Origin of the sequence: Rathayibacter oskolensis (assembly GCF_900177245.1) — a bacterium.
In the GTDB taxonomy this organism is placed as follows: domain Bacteria; phylum Actinomycetota; class Actinomycetes; order Actinomycetales; family Microbacteriaceae; genus Rathayibacter; species Rathayibacter oskolensis.
On record NZ_FXBM01000003.1, the window covers coordinates 365,339 to 385,479 of the forward strand.

Genomic DNA, 20,141 nt, shown 5'->3' on the forward strand with positions numbered 1-20,141 from the left:
CGACCCTCCCGTCGCCCCGCGTCGGCCCCCTGGCGCGAATCCACAGGTGTGGATAACCCTGTGGAGAGTTGTGGAGAACCGGTGGAGGGCCGCGCGCGGCACCGGTCTCGATGCAGGGCGGGTCGCTGATCGGAGCGACGCAAGGGGCTGTGCGGAGATGTGGAAACGCGTACGGTCCAGCCTGTGAATACTCAGGCGGGCAACCAGGCGAAGCAGACGGCGAACGAGGCGCAGGATTCGACGGCGGTGCGGACGCTCGCACGGTTCGGCTACGCCGCGAACGGACTCGTCCACATCCTGATCGGCGTGATCGCTCTCGGAGTGGCGGGCGGCGGCGGAGGCGAGGCCGACCAGACCGGCGCGCTCGGCACGCTCGCCGCGCAGCCCGGCGGAGTCGTCGTGCTGTGGGTCTGCACGATCGGCCTCTTCGGTCTGGCGCTCTGGGGCATCCTCGAGGCCTTCCTGGTCTCCGGAGGCGACAGCACCGCCGAGAAGTGGGGCAGCCGCCTGAAGGAGGCGGCCAAGGCCGTCGTCTACGCCGCGCTGGGGGCGACCGCGCTCCGCTTCGCGATGGGCGGCAGCTCGAGCTCGTCGCAGACCTCCGAGAGCGCGAGCGCGCAGGTCCTCTCGGCGCCCGGAGGAGTGGTGCTGCTCGTGATCGCGGGCCTCGCCGTCCTCGCCGTCGGCGGTGTCTTCGTCTACCGCGGCGCGAGCAGGAAGTTCCTCACGAACATCGCCGAGCCCGCGGGCACTGCCGGCCGCGTCGTCACGTGGCTCGGGATCGTGGGCTACATCGCCAAGGGGATCGTGCTGGCCGTCCTCGGCGTGCTCATCGTTGTCGCCGCGGTGCAGCACGACCCGGAGCAGGCCGGCGGACTCGACGAGGCGCTCAAGACGGTCGTAGAGCTGCCCTTCGGTGTCGCCCTGCTGGGTCTGGTGGCTGTGGGCCTGATCGCCTACGGAGTCTTCTGCTTCGCCCGGGCCCGCTGGCCGCGCCTCTGACCCGCTCCTGTGCAGAAGCACGGGGTCCTGACGATTCCGGGGGCGCACCCCGGCGCGCTCGTTCCGTGGCTGCGTATGGCTCTGCGGGGCGATCCCCTGCGCTTGTGGCCCGATCGGGGGTGATACTCCGGCCGGTCGCTGTGCGCAATAGGTGCCGCTGCCGTCTTTCCAGTGACACTCTGATCGGATGAGTGCGGGCACCGACGGCGCGGGGCGAGGTCGCTCCGTGCTGGTCGACACCGCCTCGCGACTCCTGCGAGCCGCTGCAGCGGGCGACCGCTCCGCGCTGGCCGAGCTCTTCGACCGCTTCGGCACGCTGTTCACCGCTTCCGTGTCCGCGGTGCACGACGAGCCGGCCGTCCGCGACCGGCTCTGCGCCGAGGGATTCGCGAACGTCTGGCGACGCGCCGCAGAGGGTGCCCGCTCCGAGGAGCCGGTGCTCTGGCTGCTCGAGGTGCTCTGCACGACTCTCGGCGAGGCGCGGGGCCACGTGCGCCGTCCGCTGGGCGACGGTCTGCTGGCGCTCGACTGCCCCGACCGCGAACTCCTCCTCCTCGCCGTCGCCGGCCGCTACTCCCAGCCCGAGATCGCCCAGCTCACCGGGATCGGCGAGTTCCGACTCCGGGTGATCCTGCGCGATGCGCTGCAGACCCTGCGCGCGGGTTCCGGTGGGGGCCTGCTGACCGCCTGAGCCTCTGGGAATACCTCGAGGCGAGGTAAAGTTGAGTCAGTTGACCTCAACTTTTCGAACTCAACGGAGGAGACCACCAGCATGCAGGCCGGTCAGCAGGACGAGAAGTCCGCTCTCGAGCAGTACGGCGTCGATCTGACCGCGATCGCGGCGAGCGGCAGGCTCGACCCGGTCATCGGTCGCGACGCCGAGATCCGACGCGTCAGCCAGGTGCTCACGCGGCGCACCAAGAACAACCCCGTCCTCATCGGCGAGCCCGGCGTCGGCAAGACGGCCGTGGTCGAGGGGCTCGCCCAGCGCATCGTCGCGGGCGACGTCGCCGACAGCCTGAAGGACAAGCGACTCGTCAGCCTCGACCTCTCCGCGCTCATCGCGGGCGCGAAGTACCGCGGCGAGTTCGAGGAGCGTCTGAAGGCCGTCCTGAAGGAGATCAACGACTCCGACGGCCGCATCATCACCTTCATCGACGAGCTGCACACCCTGATGGGCGCGGGCGGCGGCGACGGCTCCGTCGCGGCGGCGAACATGCTCAAGCCCATGCTCGCCCGCGGCGAGCTCCGGATGATCGGTGCGACCACGCTCGACGAGTACCGCCAGTACATCGAGAAGGATGCCGCGCTCGAGCGCCGCTTCCAGCAGGTGTTCGTCGGCGAGCCGACCGTCGAGGACACGGTCGCGATCCTGCGCGGGCTGAAGGAGCGCTACGAGGCGCACCACAAGGTCGCGATCGCGGATGCGGCGCTCGTCGCCGCGGCCTCGCTCTCGAACCGCTACATCACCGCCCGCCAGCTGCCCGACAAGGCCATCGACCTCATCGACGAGGCCGCCTCGCGCCTGCGGATGGAGATCGACTCCGCGCCCGTCGAGATCGACGAGCTGCGCCGCTCCGTCGACCGGCTGAAGCTCGAGGAGCTTGCCCTGAAGAAGGAGAAGGACGAGGCATCGAAGGCGCGGCTCGAGAAGCTGCGCGAGGATCTCGCCCGGCGCGGCGCCCAGCTCGACGAGCTGCAGCAGCGCTGGGAGCGCGAGCGCGCCTCCCTCAACCGCGTCGGCGAGCTCAAGAACAAGCTCGACGCCCTGCGGATCGAGGCCGAGCGCGCCCAGCGCGAGGGCAAGCTCGAGCGCGCCTCCCGCCTGCTCTACGGCGACATCCCCGTGATCGAGCGCGATCTGGCCGCCGCCGAGAAGGAGGAGGAGCCCGCGGAGGGCCGCATGGTCAACGAGCAGGTGACGGCCGACGACATCGCCGCGGTCATCGCCGCGTGGACCGGCATCCCCGTCGGCCGGCTCCTCCAGGGCGAGACCGAGAAGCTGCTGCACCTCGAGACCGAGCTGCACCGTCGCCTGATCGGGCAGGACGAGGCGGTGTCCGCGGTGTCGGACGCGGTCCGCCGCACCCGCGCGGGCATCTCCGACCCCGACCGGCCCACTGGCTCCTTCCTCTTCCTCGGTCCGACCGGTGTCGGCAAGACCGAGCTGGCGAAGGCGCTCGCCGACCATCTCTTCGACGACGAGAAGGCGATGGTGCGCATCGACATGTCCGAGTACGGCGAGAAGTTCGCCGTCTCGCGGCTCGTGGGCGCCCCTCCCGGCTACATCGGCTACGAGCAGGGCGGCCAGCTGACCGAGGCGGTGCGCCGCCGGCCCTACTCGGTGGTCCTGCTCGACGAGGTCGAGAAGGCGCACCCCGAGGTGTTCGACGTGCTGCTGCAGGTGCTCGACGACGGGCGGCTCACCGATGGGCAGGGCCGGACGGTCGACTTCCGCAACACGATCCTCATCCTGACGTCGAACCTGGGCTCGCAGTTCCTGATCGACCCGACGCTGTCGCGGCCGCAGAAGGAGGAGGCGGTGCAGCAGATGGTGCGCCAGGCCTTCAAGCCCGAGTTCGTGAACCGCCTCGACGACATCGTGATCTTCCAGGCGCTCGATCGGACCGAGCTCGGCGAGATCGTCTCGCTCTACGTCGACCGGCTGTCGCGGCGGCTGTCGGAGCGTCGCCTCGAGCTGGCGGTCACGCCGAGCGCTCGCGGCTGGCTCGCGGAGCGCGGCTACGACCCGCAGTACGGGGCGCGGCCGCTGCGCCGCCTGATGCAGCACGAGATCGACGACGAGCTCGCGACCGCGCTGCTCGACGGGTCGATCCGCGACGGCGACGTGGTGCTGGTCGACGTGTCCGACGACGGCGACTCACTCGCCGTGTCGGCCGGGCTGACCGCCTCCGCCTGACCGGGCAGCTGCCTACTCCGCTCGCCGACTCCGCAGAAGTTGTCGTACTCGACCCCCGAGTGCGACAACTCTCGCGGACTCGGCGCGAGCGGTGCCTCCACAGGGTGGGGTCGTGGCGGGGTCGTCCACAGGTGCGCGGATCCGCGGGTCGGCGGGGGGCGCGGGTGGGTAGTTTCGCCGCATGTCCTCCCCGATCGACACGCCCGCGAGCCTCCGGATGTCCGACCTCGCTCCCGAGGAGCGCCCGCGCGAGCGGCTCCGGGCGCACGGCCCCGCGTCGTTGACCGATGCCGAGACGCTCGCGATCCTGATCGGCGCCGGGGTGCGCGGCGCGAACGCGACCGTCGTCGCCCAGCAGCTGCTCGCGCGATTCGGAGGCATCGACGCCGTCTCGCGGGCAGGGGTCGCCGATCTCACCCGCCACCGCGGCATCGGCGAGGTCGCGGCCTGCCGCATCGTCGCCTCCTTCGAGCTGCGCCGGAGGATGAACCGCGCCGGTCGCGCCGCCCGCGTCGTCGACGCCACGACCCTCGCGGCGCTGGTGACCCCCCTCCTGGCCGCGCGACCGCACGAGACCGTCCTGGCGGTCGCGCTCACCGACGCCGGCGCGGTGCGCGACGTGCTCACTCTCGCCGACGGGCCGCCCGCGCACGCCGAGCTGCCCGTCCCCGCCGTGCTGGCCGAAGTGCTCGCGCGGGGCGCGGCGGCCGTGGCGCTCGCCCACAGCCACCCGGGCGACGCACGCGTCCTCCCCTCCGACCGCGAGGCGACCCGCGCGCTCGCCGAGGGGGCGGAGGCGTGCGGGCTGCGGTTCCTCGCGCACGTCGTCGTCGGCCGCGACGGCTGGGAGGAGGCTCCGCTCTGAGCGCCGCGCTGGGCCGCCGCATCCCGGCACGCACGCGCAGCCGGCGCCGGTGCGATGTGCAGGCGCTGGTGCGGTCTGCAGGCGCTGGTGCGATGTGCAGGTGCTCGTGCGGTCTGCAGGTGCACGTCTGATCTGCAGGCGATCCGGGTTCAACTACCCGGATCGTCAGGGAACACGGGCGGATCGTCGCCGATCTCCCGCGGATCGCTCCAGGTCCTGCGGTTCGCAGCAGCTCCTGCGAACAGAACCAGCTCGTGCGAACAGCACCAGCTCCTGCACATCGCACCAGCACGTGCGCACCTCACGAGTGCCCCCGCACCACCCGGCCCGCAAGCCCCACCCCGCGCAGCCGGCCCGCTCCTACGCCGGGCGTACCGTGGAACTCCATCCACTCCGACCGGGAGCCTCCATGCGAGCAACACTCATCCACGGCGAGCGCGACATCCGACTCGAGGAGGTCCCCGACCCCGTGCTCTCGACCGGACGCGATGCGATCGTCCGCGTCACTGCGGCCTGCGTCTGCGGCTCCGACCTCTGGCCCTACCGCGGCGTCGTCCCCACGAAGCAGGCGCACCGCATCGGCCACGAGTTCGTCGGAGTCGTCGAGGCGGTCGGCGACGACGTCCACGACGTCGCACCGGGCGACTTCGTGATCGCGCCCTTCTACGTCTGCGACGGCACCTGCGCCAACTGCCTCAACGGCGTCTCGACCTCGTGCCTCACCGGCGGCTGGTGGGGATCCGAGGTCGGCGAGCAGGGCTTCGCCGACGGCGCCCAGGGCGAGAAGGTGCGGGTGCCGCTGGCCGACGGCACCCTCTTCCGCGTCGGCACCGATCCCGACCCCGCGCTCATCCCGAGCCTGCTGACGCTGGCCGACGTCATGGGCACCGGTCACCACGCGGCGGTCTCGGCCGGAGTCACCAGCGGCTCGGTCGTCGCGGTGGTCGGCGACGGTGCGGTCGGCCTCTGCGCCGTCCTCGCGGCGAAGCGCCTCGGGGCGACCACGATCATCGCGATGTCGCGGCACGCCTCCCGCCAGGCGCTCGCCACCCGCTTCGGCGCGACGCACATCGTCGAGGCACGCGGCGACGAGGGAGTCGCGCGGGTCCGCGAGCTGACCGGCGGCATCGGGGCCGACTGCGTCCTCGAGTGCGTCGGCACCAAGGAGTCGATGCAGCAGGCCCTCGACTCGGCGCGCCCCGGCGGGATGGTCGGCTACGTCGGCGTCCCCAACGGCGGCCCCGAACTGCCGGTGCGCCAGATGTTCGGGTCGAACGTCGGAGTGAACGGCGGCGTCGCGCCCGTCCGCGGCTACATGGCCGAACTGCTCCCCGACGTCCTGAGCGGTGCGATCGAGCCCGGCCTGGTCTTCGACCTCGAGCTGCCGCTCGACGACATCGCCGAGGCGTACGCCGCCATGGACGAGCGCCGCGCGATCAAGACCCTCGTGCGTCCGTAGCGCCCGGGTCGAGCCGTCCCTCGCGGGGTGGATCTCGAGACGCCCGCTCCGTGGGCTGCTCGATCAGCAGGCACTGGACCGCGCGCCTCGTCGGAGGCGGGCTCCGGTCCGGAGGTCCTCGTACGTTCTGCGGGTCCTCGTGAGTTCTGCAGGACCCCGTGCGCTCTGCAGGAGCTCGTACGATCTGCAGGGGATCCGCGCGTCCGCCGACCTTCTGCGCGGAGGCATCGCGCATCCGGCTGCGATCACCCGCTGGTCGCACGCCGGCCACCGACCCGCCCATCAGACAGCCCACCCAGGAGGACGCCCGTGAACATCGACCAGCTCGCCACCCGATACGAGATCGCCCTGCCCGCCTGGATCGAGGACGCCGTGCGCGACGTCCCCGAGTACCTCCCCGGGCTCGAGGACCGCATGGCGCTCGTCCACGCCCTGGCCGACCGCAATTTCCGCGAGGGCAACGGCGGACCGTTCGCCGCGATCGTCGTCGAGCGCGACTCCGGCCGCCTCGTCTCGGTGGGGGTGAACGTGGTCCTCGGCAGCGGAGTCTCGTCGGGGCACGCCGAGGTGACGGCGCTGGGCCTCGCGCAGACGGCGATCGGCGGCTGGGACCTCGGCGGCGAGGGCCTTCCCGCGCACGAGCTGGTGGTCAACTGGCGGCCCTGCGTGCAGTGCTACGGCGCCACCCTCTGGTCGGGCGTGCGCCGCCTCGTGGTCGCCGGCTCCGGCCCGGAGCTCGAGGAGATCTCGACCTTCGACGAGGGGCCGATGCGCGAGGACTGGGCCGCCGCCCTCGAAGCCCGCGGCATCGAGGTGGTCGACGGCGTGCTGCGCGACGAGGCGCTCGCCGTCTTCCGCGCCTACCGCGCCCAGGTGGACGAGGGCGCGGCCCTCGTCTACAACGCCCGCGCGGCCACCACCTGACCCCCGCCGTGCCGTGAGAGTAGGCGACCGGCGCTCGGAGGGAGGCCGGTCTCGAGACGCCGCCTGCGGCGACTATTCGACCAGCAGGTTCACGGACGACTCGTCAGGAGGCGGAGCCGTCATCCAGGTGACAGCCCGCACGCGCGCTGACCGCACAGTGGCACATCGAGACCCGCCTCCCGGTGAACTCGCCCTGCCCCTCGAGCGAGTGGTCAGCGCCACCAGTCGTCGAACATCGACAGCGGCACCTGGCGCTTGTGCTCGGTCGCCGCGTAGCGGGCCTCGATCGCCTCCGCGACCTCGGGGGCGACGTCGCCGCCCTCGAGGTAGGTGTCGAGATCGGCGTACACGAGGCCGAGGTTCGACTCGTCCGTCTGACCGGGGTTGTCGTCGAGGAGGTCGGCGGTGGGCGCCTTCTCGTAGAGGCGGGCCGGCGCGTCGAGGTGCTCGAGCAGGGCGCGGCCCTGCCGCTTGGTGAGGCCGGTCAGCGGGAGCACGTCGGCCCCGCCGTCGCCGTACTTCGTGAAGAAGCCGGTGACCGCCTCGGCCGCGTGGTCGGTGCCGACGACGAGCATGCCCTGCTGGCCCGCGATCGCGTACTGCGCGACCATCCGGGCGCGTGCCTTCACGTTGCCCTTGACGAAGTCCGAGATCGGCTCGCCGACGGCGTCGCCGAACGCCGCGGCGATGCCGTCGACCGCCTGGTGGATGTCGAACGCGATCTGGCGGTCGGGGCGGATGAACGTCAGCGCGAGCTGCGCGTCGGCCTCGTCGGCCTGGACGCGGTACGGCAGGCGCACCGCGATGAAGGAGGCGTCGCCTCCGCTCGCGCGTACCTTCTCGACGGCGAGCTGGCAGAGCCGCCCGGCCAGGCTCGAGTCCTGGCCGCCGCTGATGCCGAGGACGAGGCCCGAGGCCCCGGTGTGTCGGAGGTAGTCGGCGAGGAAGCCGCTGCGTCGTTCGACCTCGGCGGCCGGGTCGACGGTGGGGGAGACGTGGAGCTCGGAGATGATCTGCTGCTGGAGGTCACGCACGGCTCCACGCTACTCCCGGAGCCGAGAGGTGGGCGGCTTGTTCGGCGGACCCGCAGGCATCGGAGCGATACCCGGGCGCTGCGGCGCTACCCGCAGGCACCGCGGCGCAGCCCTCGAGCACAGCGGCGCAACGGCGGGCGACACCGTCCTCGCCGCGCCCGCGGGGCAAGCGTCAGCCCCGCTCCGCGACGATCCGCGCGATGCGCTCGGGCACCGTGTCGTCCTGGAGGCTCGTCACGTCTCCCAGCGCGCGTCCGTCGCGGATGTCGCCCAGAAGCCGTCGCATGATCTTGCCCGAGCGGGTCTTGGGCAGGTCGGGGACGACGACGACGTCGCGGGGCTTGGCGATCGGCCCGATCGCCGCGGCCACGTGGTCGCGCAGCAGGGCCGACACGGAGTCGGACAGGGCGTTCCAGTAGGCGGGGTCGTCGCGTCCGCGGTCGACGGAGTCGTCGGAGGGGATCACGAACGCGGCGATCGCCTGCCCGGTCATCGCGTCGGCGACTCCGACGACCCCTGCCTCGCCGACCGACGGGTGCGCGACGAGCGCCGACTCGATCTCGATCGTCGACAGGCGGTGCCCGGAGACGTTGATCACGTCGTCCACGCGCCCCAGCACCCAGATGTCGCCGTCGTCGTCGTACTTCGCGCCGTCGCCCGAGAAGAAGTACCCCTTCTCGGCGAACCGGGCCCAGTAGGAGTCGCGGTACCGCGCGGGGTCGCCCCAGACCGTCCGAGCGAGGGCCGGGCCGGTGCGGTCGACGACCAGGTAGCCTCCTGAGCCGTTCGGCACCCGGTCGCCCGCGTCGTCCACGACGAGCGTGCCGAGGCCCGGCAGCGCCCCGAGGGAGGAGCCGGGCTTCAGCGTCGAGACGCCGGGGAGCGGGCACATGACCGCCGCTCCCGTCTCGGACTGCCACCAGGTGTCGACGATCGGGCAGCGCCCCGCGCCGAGGCGCTCGTGGAACCAGACCCACGCCTCCGGGTTGATCGACTCGCCGACGGTGCCGAGCAGGCGCAGGCTCGAGAGGTCGTACCCGGCCGGCACCCCCTCGGGGAACCAGGTCATGAGCGTGCGGATCAGGGTCGGCGCGGTGTAGTAGACCGTCACTCCGTAGCGCTCGATGATCTCGAAGTGCCGGCCCGTGTGCGGGGTGTTCGGCGTGCCCTCGTAGATCACCTGGGTGAGCCCGTTCGAGAGCGGCCCGTAGATCTCGTACGTGTGCGCGGTGACCCAGGCGAGATCGGCGGTGCACCAGTGCACGTCGCCGGGCTTCACGTCGAAGACGGCCCAGTGCGTCCACGAGGCCTGGGTCAGGTAGCCGCCGCTGGTGTGGACGAGTCCCTTGGGCTTCCCGGTGGTGCCCGAGGTGTAGATGATGAACAGCGGCGTCTCGGCGTCGAAGGCCTCGGCCTCGTGCACGTCGCTCTGCGGGTCGACCACCTCGTGCCACCAGACGTCGCGACCGGGCGTCCAGGGGATGTCGGGAGTCTCGTCGCCCGTGCGGCGGACGACCAGCACGTGCTCGATCGAGTTGTCGCCCGAGACCGCGTGGTCGGCGTTCGCCTTCACCGGCACGGCCTTGCCGCGGCGGAACTGCCCGTCGGTGGTGACGAGGAGCTTCGCCCCGGTGTCCTCGACGCGGAACCGCACCGCCTCGGCCGAGAAGCCGCCGAAGACCAGCGAGTGGATCGCTCCGATGCGCGCGATCGCCAGGGTGATCACGACGGTCTCGGGGATGACCGGCAGATAGACCACGACGCGGTCGCCCGCACCGATCCCGAGCGCCGTCAGCGCGTGAGCCGCGCGGGCGACGTCGCGCTGCAGCTCGGCGTACGAGATCGAGCGCCGGTCGCCGCGCTCCCCCTCGAAGTGCAGGGCGATCGTGTCGCCCCGGCCCGCGTCCACGTGCCGGTCGACGCAGTTGACCGCCACGTTGAGCCGGCCGCCCTCGAACCAGGTCGCCCGGGGGACCGAGAGGGTGCCGTCCTCCTGCGTCACGGCGGGCTCCCAGCGGTGCGCGGTGTGCCAGGGCTCCGCCCAGTCGAGACGGCGGGCGGCCTCCTCCCAGAAGGCGACCGGGTCGGCCGACGCCCGCGCGTACTCCTCGGGCCCCACGTTCGCCGCTCGGGCGAACGCCTCCGGTGCGGGGAACCGGCGGGTCTCGTCGAGGAGGTTCGCGATCGTCTCGGTCATCGTGCACGTCCTTCGGGGAGCCGGGCGGGGATCTCGCTCACGCCCACTTCTTCACGGCGTAGCGCTGGAAGACGCCGACCACCGCGTCGGTGAGCTTGCCCAGCACCGCGAGCAGGATGATCGCGAGGAACACCCGGTCGATGCGCCCGTTGTTCTGGCTGTCGATGAGCCGGAACCCGAGGCCCATCGACGACGCGATCAGCTCGGAGGCGACGAGGAACAGCCACGACTGCGCGAGCGCCAGACGCAGTCCGGCGATCACCGACGGCACCACCGCGGGCAGCTGCACCGTGGTGAACAGCCGCACCCCCGACAGTCCGAACGCCCGCCCCGCCTCGACGAGGTGGCGGTCGACGTGCCCGAGCGCCGTCGCGACGGTGGTGAACACCGGGAAGAAGGCGCCGATCGTGATCAGCGTGATCTTCGACTCCTCGCCGATGCCCAGCCAGAGCAGCAGCAGCGGCACCCAGGCCAGCGACGGGACCGCGCGGATCGCGCCGAGGGTCGGCCCGAGGACGACCTCCCAGACCCGCGAGAGCCCGAAGAGCGCGCCGACGACGAGACCGAGCGCCGAGCCGATCCCGAACCCGATCAGCACCCTCTGGGTCGAGATCGCGACGTCCTGCCCCAGGTCGCCGCGCTGGGCGAGGTCGATCCCGGCTGCCCAGACCATGGCGGGGGAGGGGAAGACCGACAGCGACACCAGCCCCGCGGTCGTCACGAACTGCCAGGCGGCGAGCAGCACGATCGGCAGGATCGCCCCGCCCACGAGGACGAACCAGCGCCGCGAGGACAGCGGCCGGCCCCCGCCCGCCTCGTCGTCGCGGAGCCGCCTCTGCGAGGCCTCGACGCGCGGACCGACGATCGCCGCGCCCACAGAGCCCGGACCCTGGAGGAGCCCGCCGCCTCGGCGGACGAGGTCGGCATCGCTCAGGCTCTCGTCGTCTCGGATCGCCATCGTCGTCTCCTCGAACTCGAACTCGGACTGGGAATCGTCATCTGGAAGGGGGAATCAGCCGGAAGGGCGCTCAGGCGCCGATGGCGTCGGGGTCGGCCGCGGTCGCGTAGGTGTCGTCGAGCAGGGAGTCGAGCGCCTCGTCGATCTGGCTCTGCGAAGCGACATCGCCGTTCTCGAAGAAGATCGGTCCGATCACGGCCAGCACATCGGTCTGCGCCGAACCGGGGACGTTGTCGACGTCGAGGTTGCTGCGCTCGGTGATCACCGTGGTGGCGACGGCGACGTCGATGCCCGCGACGGAGGCGAGGATCGACGCGGTCTCCTCCTGGTTCTCGAGAGCCCAGGCGCGCGCGTGCTCGTAGGCGTTCACGACGGTCTGCGCGAGGTCGGGCTTCTCGGCGAGGAAGCTCTCGGTCGCGTTCAGCAGGCCGTAGGAGTTGAAGTCGACGTTGCGGTAGAGCAGCGTCGCCCCCGCCGCCTCCGCGCCCGCCATGATCGGGTCCAGACCCGCCCAGGCGTCGACCGAGCCGTTCTGCAGGGCGGCCCAGCCGTCGGCGTGCTGGAGGTTCTGCACGGTGACGTCGTCGATCCCGAGCCCGGCCTCCTCGAGCGCCTGCACGAGGAAGAAGTAGGGGTCGGTGCCCTTCGTTGCGGCGATCTGCTTGCCGGCGAGCTGCTCGACACCGGTGATGCTCGAGCCGGCGGGGACGACGAGGGCCGCCCACTCCGGCTGCGAGAAGATGTCGATCGTCTTGATCGGCGAGCCGTTCGAGCGGGCGAGGAGGGCCGCCGAGCCGGCTGTCGAGCCGACGTCGATCGCGCCGGCGCGCAGCGCCTCGTTGGCCTTGTTCGATCCGGCCGACTGCACCCACGCCACCGTGACCTCCTGCTCGGCCAGCGCCGCCTCGAGCCAGCCCTTCTCCTTGATGACGAGGCTGAGCGGGTTGTAGGTGGCGAAGTCGAGCGTCAGCGTCCCGCCCTGGGTGAGCGCGCCGGAGGAGGCGGGGGCGGCCGCAGCGCCGCCCGAGCCCTCTCCCTGCACGCAGCCGGCGAGGAGGGGGACGGCCGCGGCGGTGAGGAGGCCGGCGAGAGCGGTGCGACGCGTGAGCGGGTGAGCGGTGGGGAACGACATGGTGCCTCGACTTCGGTGCGGTTGCGGGTGGGAACGAGCGTGGGGGACGGGGGAGGAGCGGAGGGGGACGACGAGGACGATCGGGGGAGTGCCTCCGGTCGGCGGCGCCTGGGGAGGACTAGTGCCGCTCGATGCCCAGGCCGGCGAGCAGATCGGCGCGCCTCTCGGCGAGCTCCGCCGAGCCGCGATCGCGGGGACGGGTGCCGGGGACCGTCATGATCCGCGTGATCCGCGAGACGCCTCCCGGCTCGTCGCGGCCGAGCAGCACGATGCGATCGGCCAGCTGCAGCGCCTCGTCGACGTCGTGCGTCACCAGCAGGATCGTGGCGGGCGCGGCCGCGTGCACGTCGAGCAGCAGATCCTGCATGCGCAGGCGCGTCAGGGCGTCGAGCGCGCCGAACGGCTCGTCGAGCAGCAGGACACCGGGGTTCCGCGCGAGGGCGCGGGCGAGCGAGGCGCGCTGCGCCATGCCTCCCGAGACCTCGCGTGGCCGGGAACGGGCGTGCGCCGTCAGCCCGACCAGCGAGAGCAGCTCGTCGACGGCGGCTCGAGCGGCGGCCCGGGGCGTGCCGCGGGGCAGCCCGAGCGCGACGTTCGCCTCGAGGGTCCGCCAGGGCAGCAGTCGCGGCTCCTGGAAGGCCACCGCGCAGCGCGGGTCGATGCCCGACACCGGGCGCCCGTCGATGAGCACCGAGCCGGCGCTCGCCGTGTCGAGGCCGGCGGCGATCCTCAGCAGAGTCGACTTGCCACAGCCGCTCGGTCCGAGGATCGCGATGACCTCGCCCGGGGTGACGTCGAGCGAGACGTCGGCGAGCACGGGGGAGCCGGGCGCGAAGGTGCGGCCGACACCCTCGAAGCGCACCGGGAACGCCGACTGACCGAGCTCGGCGTCGAAAGCCAGGCTCGTGCGGGTGGGCGTGTCGGGCATGGGGCTCCGTGGCGGCGGGGCGGGCGGGCGGACGCTCCCGATCGTACGGACGCGCCTCGACTCATCCGATTCCGTGATGAAACGCGGAGTAACAGAGCCGCGCGGCGGCTACGACCGGACGAGCACCAGTTCGTCGAGGCCCAGGCGGGTGCGCGGCGCGATCTCGCGCTCGCGGAGCTTGTCGTTCGGCAGCTCCTCGGGAGCGGCGAGGACGCCCACGGCCGCGACGGTCACCGGCTCGAAGCGCTCGTCGACGCCGAACGCGTCCCGGATGCCGTCCTTCTCGAAGCCGGCCATCTGGTGCACGTGCAGCCCCTCGTGGTGCGCCTGGATACTGAGGTGCGCGACCGCCTGGCCGAGGTCGTACACGGCCCACGGGCGGGCCTTGCCCTCGGCGTCGACGGTCTCGGTCAGCGCGACGATCAGCACGGCGGCCGACCCGGCCCAGACGGCGTTGAAGCCCATCAGGTTCGCGACGATCCGGTCGAACTCGGGCGTGCCGCGGCGCGCGACGATGAAGCGCCACGGCTGGGTGTTGCTGGCCGAGGGCGACCAGCGCGCCGCTTCGAGCAGGGAGGTCAGCGTCTCGTCCGAGATCTCGACCGAGGAGTCGTACGACCGAGGGCTCCAGCGCTCGGCGAGGACCTCGAGGATGGGGGCGCTGGTGGAGGCGGTCCGCGGGGCGGTGAGGGTCATGAGGAGCATCTTTCCTGAGGTGCCGAGAAAGGGGAGGGCCTCGTCGCCCACCGACGCCAACCACCGGCGCGATGCGGGCATTCCCACCCGGCGCGTTCGCCCACGGAGGAGCACGGGGTGGCGTCGGCCCGAAACGGTACGGTGGTAGACGGCGTGGTTCCCCGCGCTCCCATGATCACGAATCTGATGGAGGATCATCCATGGCCCAGCACTTCGACGTCGTCGTCCTGGGGGCAGGTCCCGGCGGTTACGTGGCCGCGATCCGCGCCGCTCAGCTCGGGAAGTCCGTCGCCGTCGTCGAGAAGCAGTACTGGGGCGGTGTCTGCCTCAACGTCGGCTGCATCCCGTCCAAGGCTCTTCTGCGCAACGCCGAGCTCGCCCACATCTTCCACTCGCAGGCCAAGCAGTTCGGCATCTCGGGCGACGTCTCCTTCGACTTCGGCGCGGCGTTCGACCGCAGCCGGAGCGTCGCCGAGGGCCGCGTCAAGGGCGTCCACTTCCTGATGAAGAAGAACAAGATCACCGAGTTCGACGGCACCGGCTCCTTCACCGGCCCGAAGGGCCTCGATGTCGAGTTCAGCAAGGGCGGCACGGAGTCGATCACCTTCGACGACGCGATCATCGCGACCGGCGCGAGCGTCCGCCTCCTGCCCGGAGTCGAGCTGAGCGAGAACGTCGTCACCTACGAGACGCAGATCATGACGCGCGATCTGCCCGACACGATGGCGATCGTCGGAGCCGGCGCGATCGGCATGGAGTTCGCCTACGTCCTGAAGAACTACGGCGTCGACGTCACGATCATCGAGTTCATGGACCGCGCCCTCCCCAACGAGGACCCGGACGTCTCCAAGGAGATCCAGAAGCAGTACAAGAAGCTCGGCGTCGAGATCCTCACCTCGACCAAGGTGGAGTCGGTCGTCGACAAGGACGGCTACGTCACCGTCACCTACACCGCGAAGGACGGCACGCAGTCGACCCTCGAGGTCGACAAGGTCCTCATGTCGATCGGCTGGGTCCCGCGCGTCGAGGGGTTCGGGCTCGAGAAGACCGGCGTCGAGCTCACCGAGCGCGGCGCGATCGCGATCGACGACTACATGCGCACCAACGTCCCCAACATCTACGCCATCGGCGACGTCACCGCGAAGCTGCAGCTCGCGCACGTCGCGGAGGCGCAGGGCGTCGTCGCCGCCGAGACCATCGCCGGTGCCGAGACTCAGACGCTCGGCGACTACCGCATGATGCCCCGCGCGACCTTCTGCCAGCCGCAGATCGCCTCCTTCGGCCTCACGGAGAAGCAGGCGACCGACGAGGGCCACGAGATCACCGTCACCACGTTCCCCTTCATGGCGAACGGCAAGGCCCACGGCCTCGGCGAGCCGACCGGCTTCGTGAAGCTCATCGCGAGCAAGAAGTACGGCGAGCTCCTCGGCGGCCACATGATCGGCCCCGACGTCTCGGAGCTGCTGCCCGAGCTCACGCTCGCTCAGAAGTGGGACCTCACCGCGACCGAGCTCGCGCGCAACGTGCACACCCACCCGACGCTGTCGGAGGCGCTCCAGGAGGGCTTCCACGGCCTCAAGGGGCACATGATCAACCTGTAGGCAGGCGCCTGCGACCACGTTCGGCTCGCGGAATCCGGTTCGGCTCGTCCGATCGCCCGGTTCCCGCGAGCCGAACGTGTTTCCGCGAGCCGAACGTTCCTGCGGCCGGAGCCGTTCCCGCCCGGGACGCAGCGACCCTCCCTAGAACAGGACCGGCTCCTCGCCTCTTGTCGGACTCCCTGAGTCGGGCCCGTGGTCCTGTTGCAGGAGCCGGAGGAAGGCCCTGTTCACGAAGAGGCGCTCCCGACCCGCACGCACATCGATCAGCACTCCGCGGTCGGCCAGCGCCGACAGCCAGGAGGTCGCTGTCGGTCGTGAAACGCGACAGCGTTCCATCACCGTGCGGATGCGGCAGTAGGGCTCCTCGAACAGCGCTTCCAGCAGGTCGGCGTTGGCTCCACCCGACAGGGCTCCGCGCATCGCGGCGCGGACCTGCTCCTGAAGGGCCGAGATGCCGTCGATCGTCGCGAGCGTCCACAGCGAGGTCTCGCGGATCCCCTCCAGCATGAAGAGCAGCCACTCCTCCCAGGCCTCCTCCGCCGTCACGGCGAGCAGGAGCCGGTAGTACTCGCTCTTGTTGCGGATGATGTAGCGCGAGAGGTAGAGGATCGGCAGCGAGAGGAGCCCGTGCTCGACGAGGATCAGCACGTTCATGACTCGTCCGGTCCTGCCGTTCCCGTCCTCGAACGGGTGGATCGCCTCGAACTGGTAGTGCGCGGCGGACATCGCGACCAGAGGATCGAGATCGCCGTACTGGTGGATGAAGTCCTCCCAGTTCGAGAGGAGACCGGTGATCGTCGAACGTCCGACGGGCGGGGTGTACGCGCGCTGGCCGGTGACAGGATCGCCGATGAAGGTCCCCGGACGGTCTCGGATGGTCATGTCGTGCTGCTTGATGATGGAGCAGACGTCTGCGGCGGTGCGTGCAGTGACGGCGCGGCGGGAGACGAGCGCGAAACCTTCGAAGAGCGCGCGACGATAGCGGAGAGCTTCGCGAGTCGCGGGATCCGACGCCGTCTCCTCGTCGTGAGCGAACCGGAAAAGCTCGTCCGAGGTGGTGACGATGTTCTCGATCTCCGAGCTCGCCTGGGCCTCGAGCAGCTGAATGCTGTTGACCAGGACGGCGGGGTTCGGGAGGGAACGCGACGCCTGCTCGAGCGAAGCGAGCGCCGCCCGGGCCGCGATGGTGCGCTTCAGCACCGCGCGCGTCTCGAGTTCGTGCGCGGGTGGAAGGAGGGGGAGGTCGTTGAACGGACGGTCCGGATCCCAGCTCATCCTCGGAAGATACCGGACATGTCAAAAATGGCCGCGATTCTTCGACTGTCGAATCGGCATGTAAAAAGAGTTGCGGTGGGGCTTCGGCTCGCGTCCGATCGCTCGGTTCCCGCGAGCCGAACGTGTTTCGGCGAGCCGAAGCCACGAGCCGACCGTGTCCCCACGAGCCGAAGCCGTTCCTGCGAGCCAGGGGTGCCCGCCGCCCCGCCGCTACCGTGAGCGGATGGATCCGCGCCTCCTCGACCGCCTCGCCGCCGACGCCTGGCCGCCGCTCGTGCGCCGCGACCTCGGCGGGTGGCAGCTGCGCGCCGCCTCCGGGGTGACCCAGCGCGCGAACTCGGTGCTCACCTCCGGGCCCGTCGCCGACATCGGGCACGCCGTCGGCGCGGCGGAGGCGTTCGCCCGCGAGCAGGCGATCCCCCCGCTCTTCCAGCTCGGCCCGGCGACGCTCCCGGCCGACCTGCCCGAGCGCCTCGCCGCCCGCGGCTACGCGCCGCAGGGCCGCACCGAGGTGCTGACCGGGTCTGCCGCGGAGGCGCTCGCCGCGCTCCCCTCCTCGGACGCGGTCGTCGAGACCGCCGCCGAGCCGGGCGACGAGTGGCTCGACCTCTGGTGGTCGGTCGACGGGCGCGGAGGCGCGGCCGAGCGCGAGGTCGCGCGACGGATCCTGACGGGCTGCGACGCCTCCTACGCCCTGCTGCGCGACGAGCGCGGAGCTGCGGCCTGCGGCAGGCTCGCCCACGCGACGACGCCGGAGGGGGAGCGCTGGAGCGGCCTCTTCGCGCTCGCGACGCGACCCGACGCACGGCGCCGCGGCCACGCCTCCGCGATCATCCGGGCGCTGCTCGAGCGGGCGCGGGGCGATCGGTTCTGGATCCAGGTGCTCGCCGGCAATGCGGGCGCCCGCCGCCTCTACGCCTCGCTCGGCTGCCGCGAGTCGTCCTGGTACGAGTACTGGCGCCCCGCTGCGGACTAGTCCGCCGCGAGGAGGGCGCGGGCGACCGCGTCGGCCCGGGAGGCGTCGCCCGTGACGAGCACGCGCCACCAGACGTCGCCGGCCAGCACGTCGACCTCGCACGAGGTGTCGTCGCAGCCCGAGAGCGCCCGCTCGCCGAGACCGTCGAGCGGCTCGAGCGGGATCGCGAGCCCCGAGGTCAGCGAGAGGTTCCGCCAGCCCTCCTCGCCGTTCGGGAGCGCGTCGACGGTCACGCCCGCATAGGCGCTGCTCGTCGCGTCGGTCCACGTGCACGAGGCGTATCCCGCCCGGGCGGCCGCGGCACCGGCGGCGGTCTCCGGAGTCGTCCCCTCGGTCCCCGCCCCGGGCGCCGCCTGGGCGAGTCCCGCCGTCGTCGTCAGCTGCTCCGGGGTGAGCAGGTCGGCGCAGAGAGGCGCGGTGGCCGTGATCGGCTCCTCGAGCGATCCGACGGCCGCTCCGGCGGTGTCGGCGGCGAGGGAGGCGAGGTCGACCGAGGCGGGCGCGCTGGTCAGCTCGATCGTGATCCAGGTCGAGCCGGTGAGCACGTCGATGTCGCAGAGGTCGACGGAGCAGTCGCCGTAGGCCTCGACGTCGGTCGCGAGCCGCGTGCCGGAGTGGCCGACCGCCGCGAACTCGTCGGCCGCGTCCTCGACGGCGGAGGCGGAGATCGATGCGTGTCCGTCCGTCTGGTACCAGGAGCAGACGAGCAGGCCGCCGTTCTCCTGGGCGGCCTCGCGGATCAGCTCGGCCGAGCCGCGCACGGCGACGTCGCGGGTCCCCTCCAGATCGCGCTCGGGCAGTTCGAGGGCGGCCGCCGCGCGGGAGTCGGGCAGCAGCTCGTCGCAGTCCAGCTCGGAGGGCGAGGGCGAGGGCGAGGGTGAGGGCGACGCGGTCGCGGACGGGGTGCCGCTCCCGTCGGCCGTCGGCTCGGCGGCCGTGCACCCCGCGAGCGCGACGAGCAGCGCGACGCCCGCGGCGACCGCCCGTGCCCTCATGCCGCCAGCTCGCGCTCGATCGCCGCCGTGAACGCGTCGATGTCGGCCTCGGTGGTGTCGAAGGAGCAGACCCAGCGCACCTCTCCGGTCGCCGGGTTCCAGTCGTAGAAGCGGTAGCCCTCGCGGAGTCGGTCGGCGACGCCCGCGGGCAGCGTGGCGAACACGGCGTTCGCCTGGGTCGGCTGCGTGAAGGCCAGGCCCTCGATCCGGCCGGCCGCGACGGCGTCGTCGAGGTGCGAGCGGAGGCGCGCGGCCATCGCGTTCGCGTGCCGCGCCGAGCGCAGCCACAGCGGCACCCCCGACCCGTCGCCCAGCATCGCGAGGAACTGCGCCGAGATGAACCGCATCTTCGACGAGAGCTGCATGTTGGTCTTCCGGAGGAAGGTCAGCCCGCTCGACGCCTCGGGGTCGAGCACCACGATCGCCTCGCCGAGCAGCATGCCGTTCTTCGTCCCGCCGAACGACAGCACGTCGACGCCCGCGTCGGTGGTGAAGGCGCGCAGGGGCACCGCGAGCGCCGCGGCCGCGTTCGCGATCCGAGCGCCGTCCATATGCAGCCGCATGCCGCGGGAGTGCGCGTGCTCGGCGAGCGCCCGCACCTCCTCGGGCGAGTAGACGGTGCCCAGCTCGGTCGACTGGGTGATCGAGACGACGAGCGGCTGGGCGCGGTGCTCGTCGCCGAACCCCCAGGCCTGCTCGTCGACGAGAGCGGGCGTGAGCTTGCCGTCGGGAGTGTCGACCGTGAGGATCTTGATGCCGCCGACCTTCTCGGGCGCGCCTCCCTCGTCGGAGTTGATGTGGGCGGTCCCCGCCGAGACGACGGCGCCCCAGCGGGGCAGCATCGACTGCAGCCCCGTGACGTTCGCACCCGTGCCGTTGAAGACGGGGAAGGCCTCTGCCTGCTCGCCGAACTCGCGGCGGAACGCGTGCTGCAGGCCCTCGGTGTAGACATCCTCGCCGTAGGCGACCTGGTGCGCGCCGTTCGCGGCCGCGATCGCGGCGAGCACCTCCTCGTGCACTCCGGAGTAGTTGTCGGAGGCGAAACCGCGGAGGTCCGGATCGTGCAGAGCGCTCATCCCCCCATCTTCGCAGCCCCTCGCCCGGCCCTTCCCCGGGGCCCCTCGGAGCGGGCGCGAGTGTTTCGCTCGTGTGAACGTCCAACGACCCGAAAGCGGATTG

General features: G+C 71.8%; 17 protein-coding genes. 8 read left to right on the top strand and 9 right to left on the bottom strand.

Annotation, left to right across the window (positions count from 1 at the left end; all coding sequences use genetic code 11):
* Nucleotides 1-183: 183 nt before the first annotated feature.
* The 6 genes from B9Y99_RS16740 (at nucleotide 184) to B9Y99_RS16765 (ending at nucleotide 7,170) form a co-directional block, all read left to right on the top strand.
* Complete coding sequence (locus B9Y99_RS16740; RefSeq protein WP_085477754.1) at nucleotides 184-1,002, top strand: DUF1206 domain-containing protein; 819 nt, start codon at nucleotides 184-186, stop codon at nucleotides 1,000-1,002.
* Between the two features lie 187 nt (nucleotides 1,003-1,189).
* Nucleotides 1,190-1,693, top strand: coding sequence for an RNA polymerase sigma factor (locus B9Y99_RS16745; RefSeq protein ID WP_085477755.1), 504 nt, complete (start codon nucleotides 1,190-1,192; stop codon nucleotides 1,691-1,693).
* 81 nt (nucleotides 1,694-1,774) lie between these two features.
* Nucleotides 1,775-3,922, top strand: a complete 2,148-nt coding sequence (locus B9Y99_RS16750; protein WP_085477756.1) for an ATP-dependent Clp protease ATP-binding subunit — start codon at nucleotides 1,775-1,777, stop codon at nucleotides 3,920-3,922.
* Between the two features lie 181 nt (nucleotides 3,923-4,103).
* On the top strand, nucleotides 4,104-4,787 hold the full coding sequence (locus B9Y99_RS16755; RefSeq protein WP_085477757.1) for a JAB domain-containing protein: 684 nt from the start codon (nucleotides 4,104-4,106) through the stop codon (nucleotides 4,785-4,787).
* A gap of 409 nt (nucleotides 4,788-5,196) precedes the next feature.
* Nucleotides 5,197-6,246, top strand: coding sequence for a zinc-dependent alcohol dehydrogenase family protein (locus tag B9Y99_RS16760; RefSeq protein WP_085477758.1), 1,050 nt, complete (start codon nucleotides 5,197-5,199; stop codon nucleotides 6,244-6,246).
* Between the two features lie 309 nt (nucleotides 6,247-6,555).
* Nucleotides 6,556-7,170: a nucleoside deaminase gene (locus B9Y99_RS16765; protein WP_208857002.1), complete on the top strand. Its 615-nt coding sequence runs from the start codon at nucleotides 6,556-6,558 to the stop codon at nucleotides 7,168-7,170.
* 212 nt (nucleotides 7,171-7,382) lie between these two features.
* Here the strand turns inward: B9Y99_RS16765 and nadE are convergent, their stop codons facing one another.
* The 6 genes from nadE to B9Y99_RS16795 all read right to left on the bottom strand — a co-directional run bounded on the left by nadE (nucleotide 7,383) and on the right by B9Y99_RS16795 (nucleotide 14,115).
* A complete protein-coding gene (nadE, locus tag B9Y99_RS16770; RefSeq protein WP_085477759.1) occupies nucleotides 7,383-8,204 on the bottom strand; it encodes an ammonia-dependent NAD(+) synthetase in 822 nt (273 codons plus the stop codon).
* A 172-nt stretch (nucleotides 8,205-8,376) separates the two neighbouring features.
* Complete coding sequence (gene acs, locus B9Y99_RS16775; RefSeq protein WP_085477760.1) at nucleotides 8,377-10,401, bottom strand: acetate--CoA ligase; 2,025 nt, start codon at nucleotides 10,399-10,401, stop codon at nucleotides 8,377-8,379.
* 37 nt (nucleotides 10,402-10,438) lie between these two features.
* Nucleotides 10,439-11,278 carry an ABC transporter permease gene (locus B9Y99_RS16780; RefSeq protein WP_425298494.1) on the bottom strand — a complete coding sequence of 280 codons (840 nt, stop codon included), beginning with the start codon at nucleotides 11,276-11,278 and terminating at the stop codon, nucleotides 10,439-10,441.
* Between the two features lie 151 nt (nucleotides 11,279-11,429).
* Nucleotides 11,430-12,491, bottom strand: coding sequence for an aliphatic sulfonate ABC transporter substrate-binding protein (locus tag B9Y99_RS16785; RefSeq protein WP_085477762.1), 1,062 nt, complete (start codon nucleotides 12,489-12,491; stop codon nucleotides 11,430-11,432).
* Between the two features lie 118 nt (nucleotides 12,492-12,609).
* Entirely contained in the window at nucleotides 12,610-13,419 is an 810-nt protein-coding gene (locus B9Y99_RS16790) for an ABC transporter ATP-binding protein (RefSeq protein WP_085477763.1), read from the bottom strand.
* A gap of 108 nt (nucleotides 13,420-13,527) precedes the next feature.
* On the bottom strand, nucleotides 13,528-14,115 hold the full coding sequence (locus B9Y99_RS16795; RefSeq protein WP_129588101.1) for a nitroreductase family protein: 588 nt from the start codon (nucleotides 14,113-14,115) through the stop codon (nucleotides 13,528-13,530).
* 200 nt (nucleotides 14,116-14,315) lie between these two features.
* Between B9Y99_RS16795 and lpdA the strand changes: the two genes are divergently transcribed.
* The gene (gene lpdA, locus B9Y99_RS16800; RefSeq protein ID WP_085477765.1) at nucleotides 14,316-15,716 is read left to right on the top strand and encodes a dihydrolipoyl dehydrogenase; all 1,401 of its coding nucleotides are present in this window, start codon (nucleotides 14,316-14,318) and stop codon (nucleotides 15,714-15,716) included.
* Between the two features lie 141 nt (nucleotides 15,717-15,857).
* On the opposite strand, the gene B9Y99_RS16805 is transcribed toward lpdA, so the two are convergent.
* Nucleotides 15,858-16,991, bottom strand: a complete 1,134-nt coding sequence (locus B9Y99_RS16805) for a Fic family protein (protein WP_085477766.1) — start codon at nucleotides 16,989-16,991, stop codon at nucleotides 15,858-15,860.
* A gap of 223 nt (nucleotides 16,992-17,214) precedes the next feature.
* Between B9Y99_RS16805 and B9Y99_RS16810 the strand changes: the two genes are divergently transcribed.
* Complete coding sequence (locus B9Y99_RS16810; RefSeq protein WP_085477767.1) at nucleotides 17,215-17,967, top strand: GNAT family N-acetyltransferase; 753 nt, start codon at nucleotides 17,215-17,217, stop codon at nucleotides 17,965-17,967.
* On the opposite strand, the gene B9Y99_RS16815 is transcribed toward B9Y99_RS16810, so the two are convergent.
* Both B9Y99_RS16815 and B9Y99_RS16820 read right to left on the bottom strand, forming a co-directional pair.
* Complete coding sequence (locus tag B9Y99_RS16815) at nucleotides 17,964-18,962, bottom strand: hypothetical protein (RefSeq protein ID WP_085477768.1); 999 nt, start codon at nucleotides 18,960-18,962, stop codon at nucleotides 17,964-17,966. The genes B9Y99_RS16810 and B9Y99_RS16815 overlap by 4 nt on opposite strands.
* Nucleotides 18,959-20,038, bottom strand: a complete 1,080-nt coding sequence (locus B9Y99_RS16820) for a threonine aldolase family protein (RefSeq protein ID WP_085477769.1) — start codon at nucleotides 20,036-20,038, stop codon at nucleotides 18,959-18,961. Before B9Y99_RS16820 ends, B9Y99_RS16815 begins: the two co-directional genes overlap by 4 nt.
* Nucleotides 20,039-20,141 lie beyond the last annotated feature (103 nt).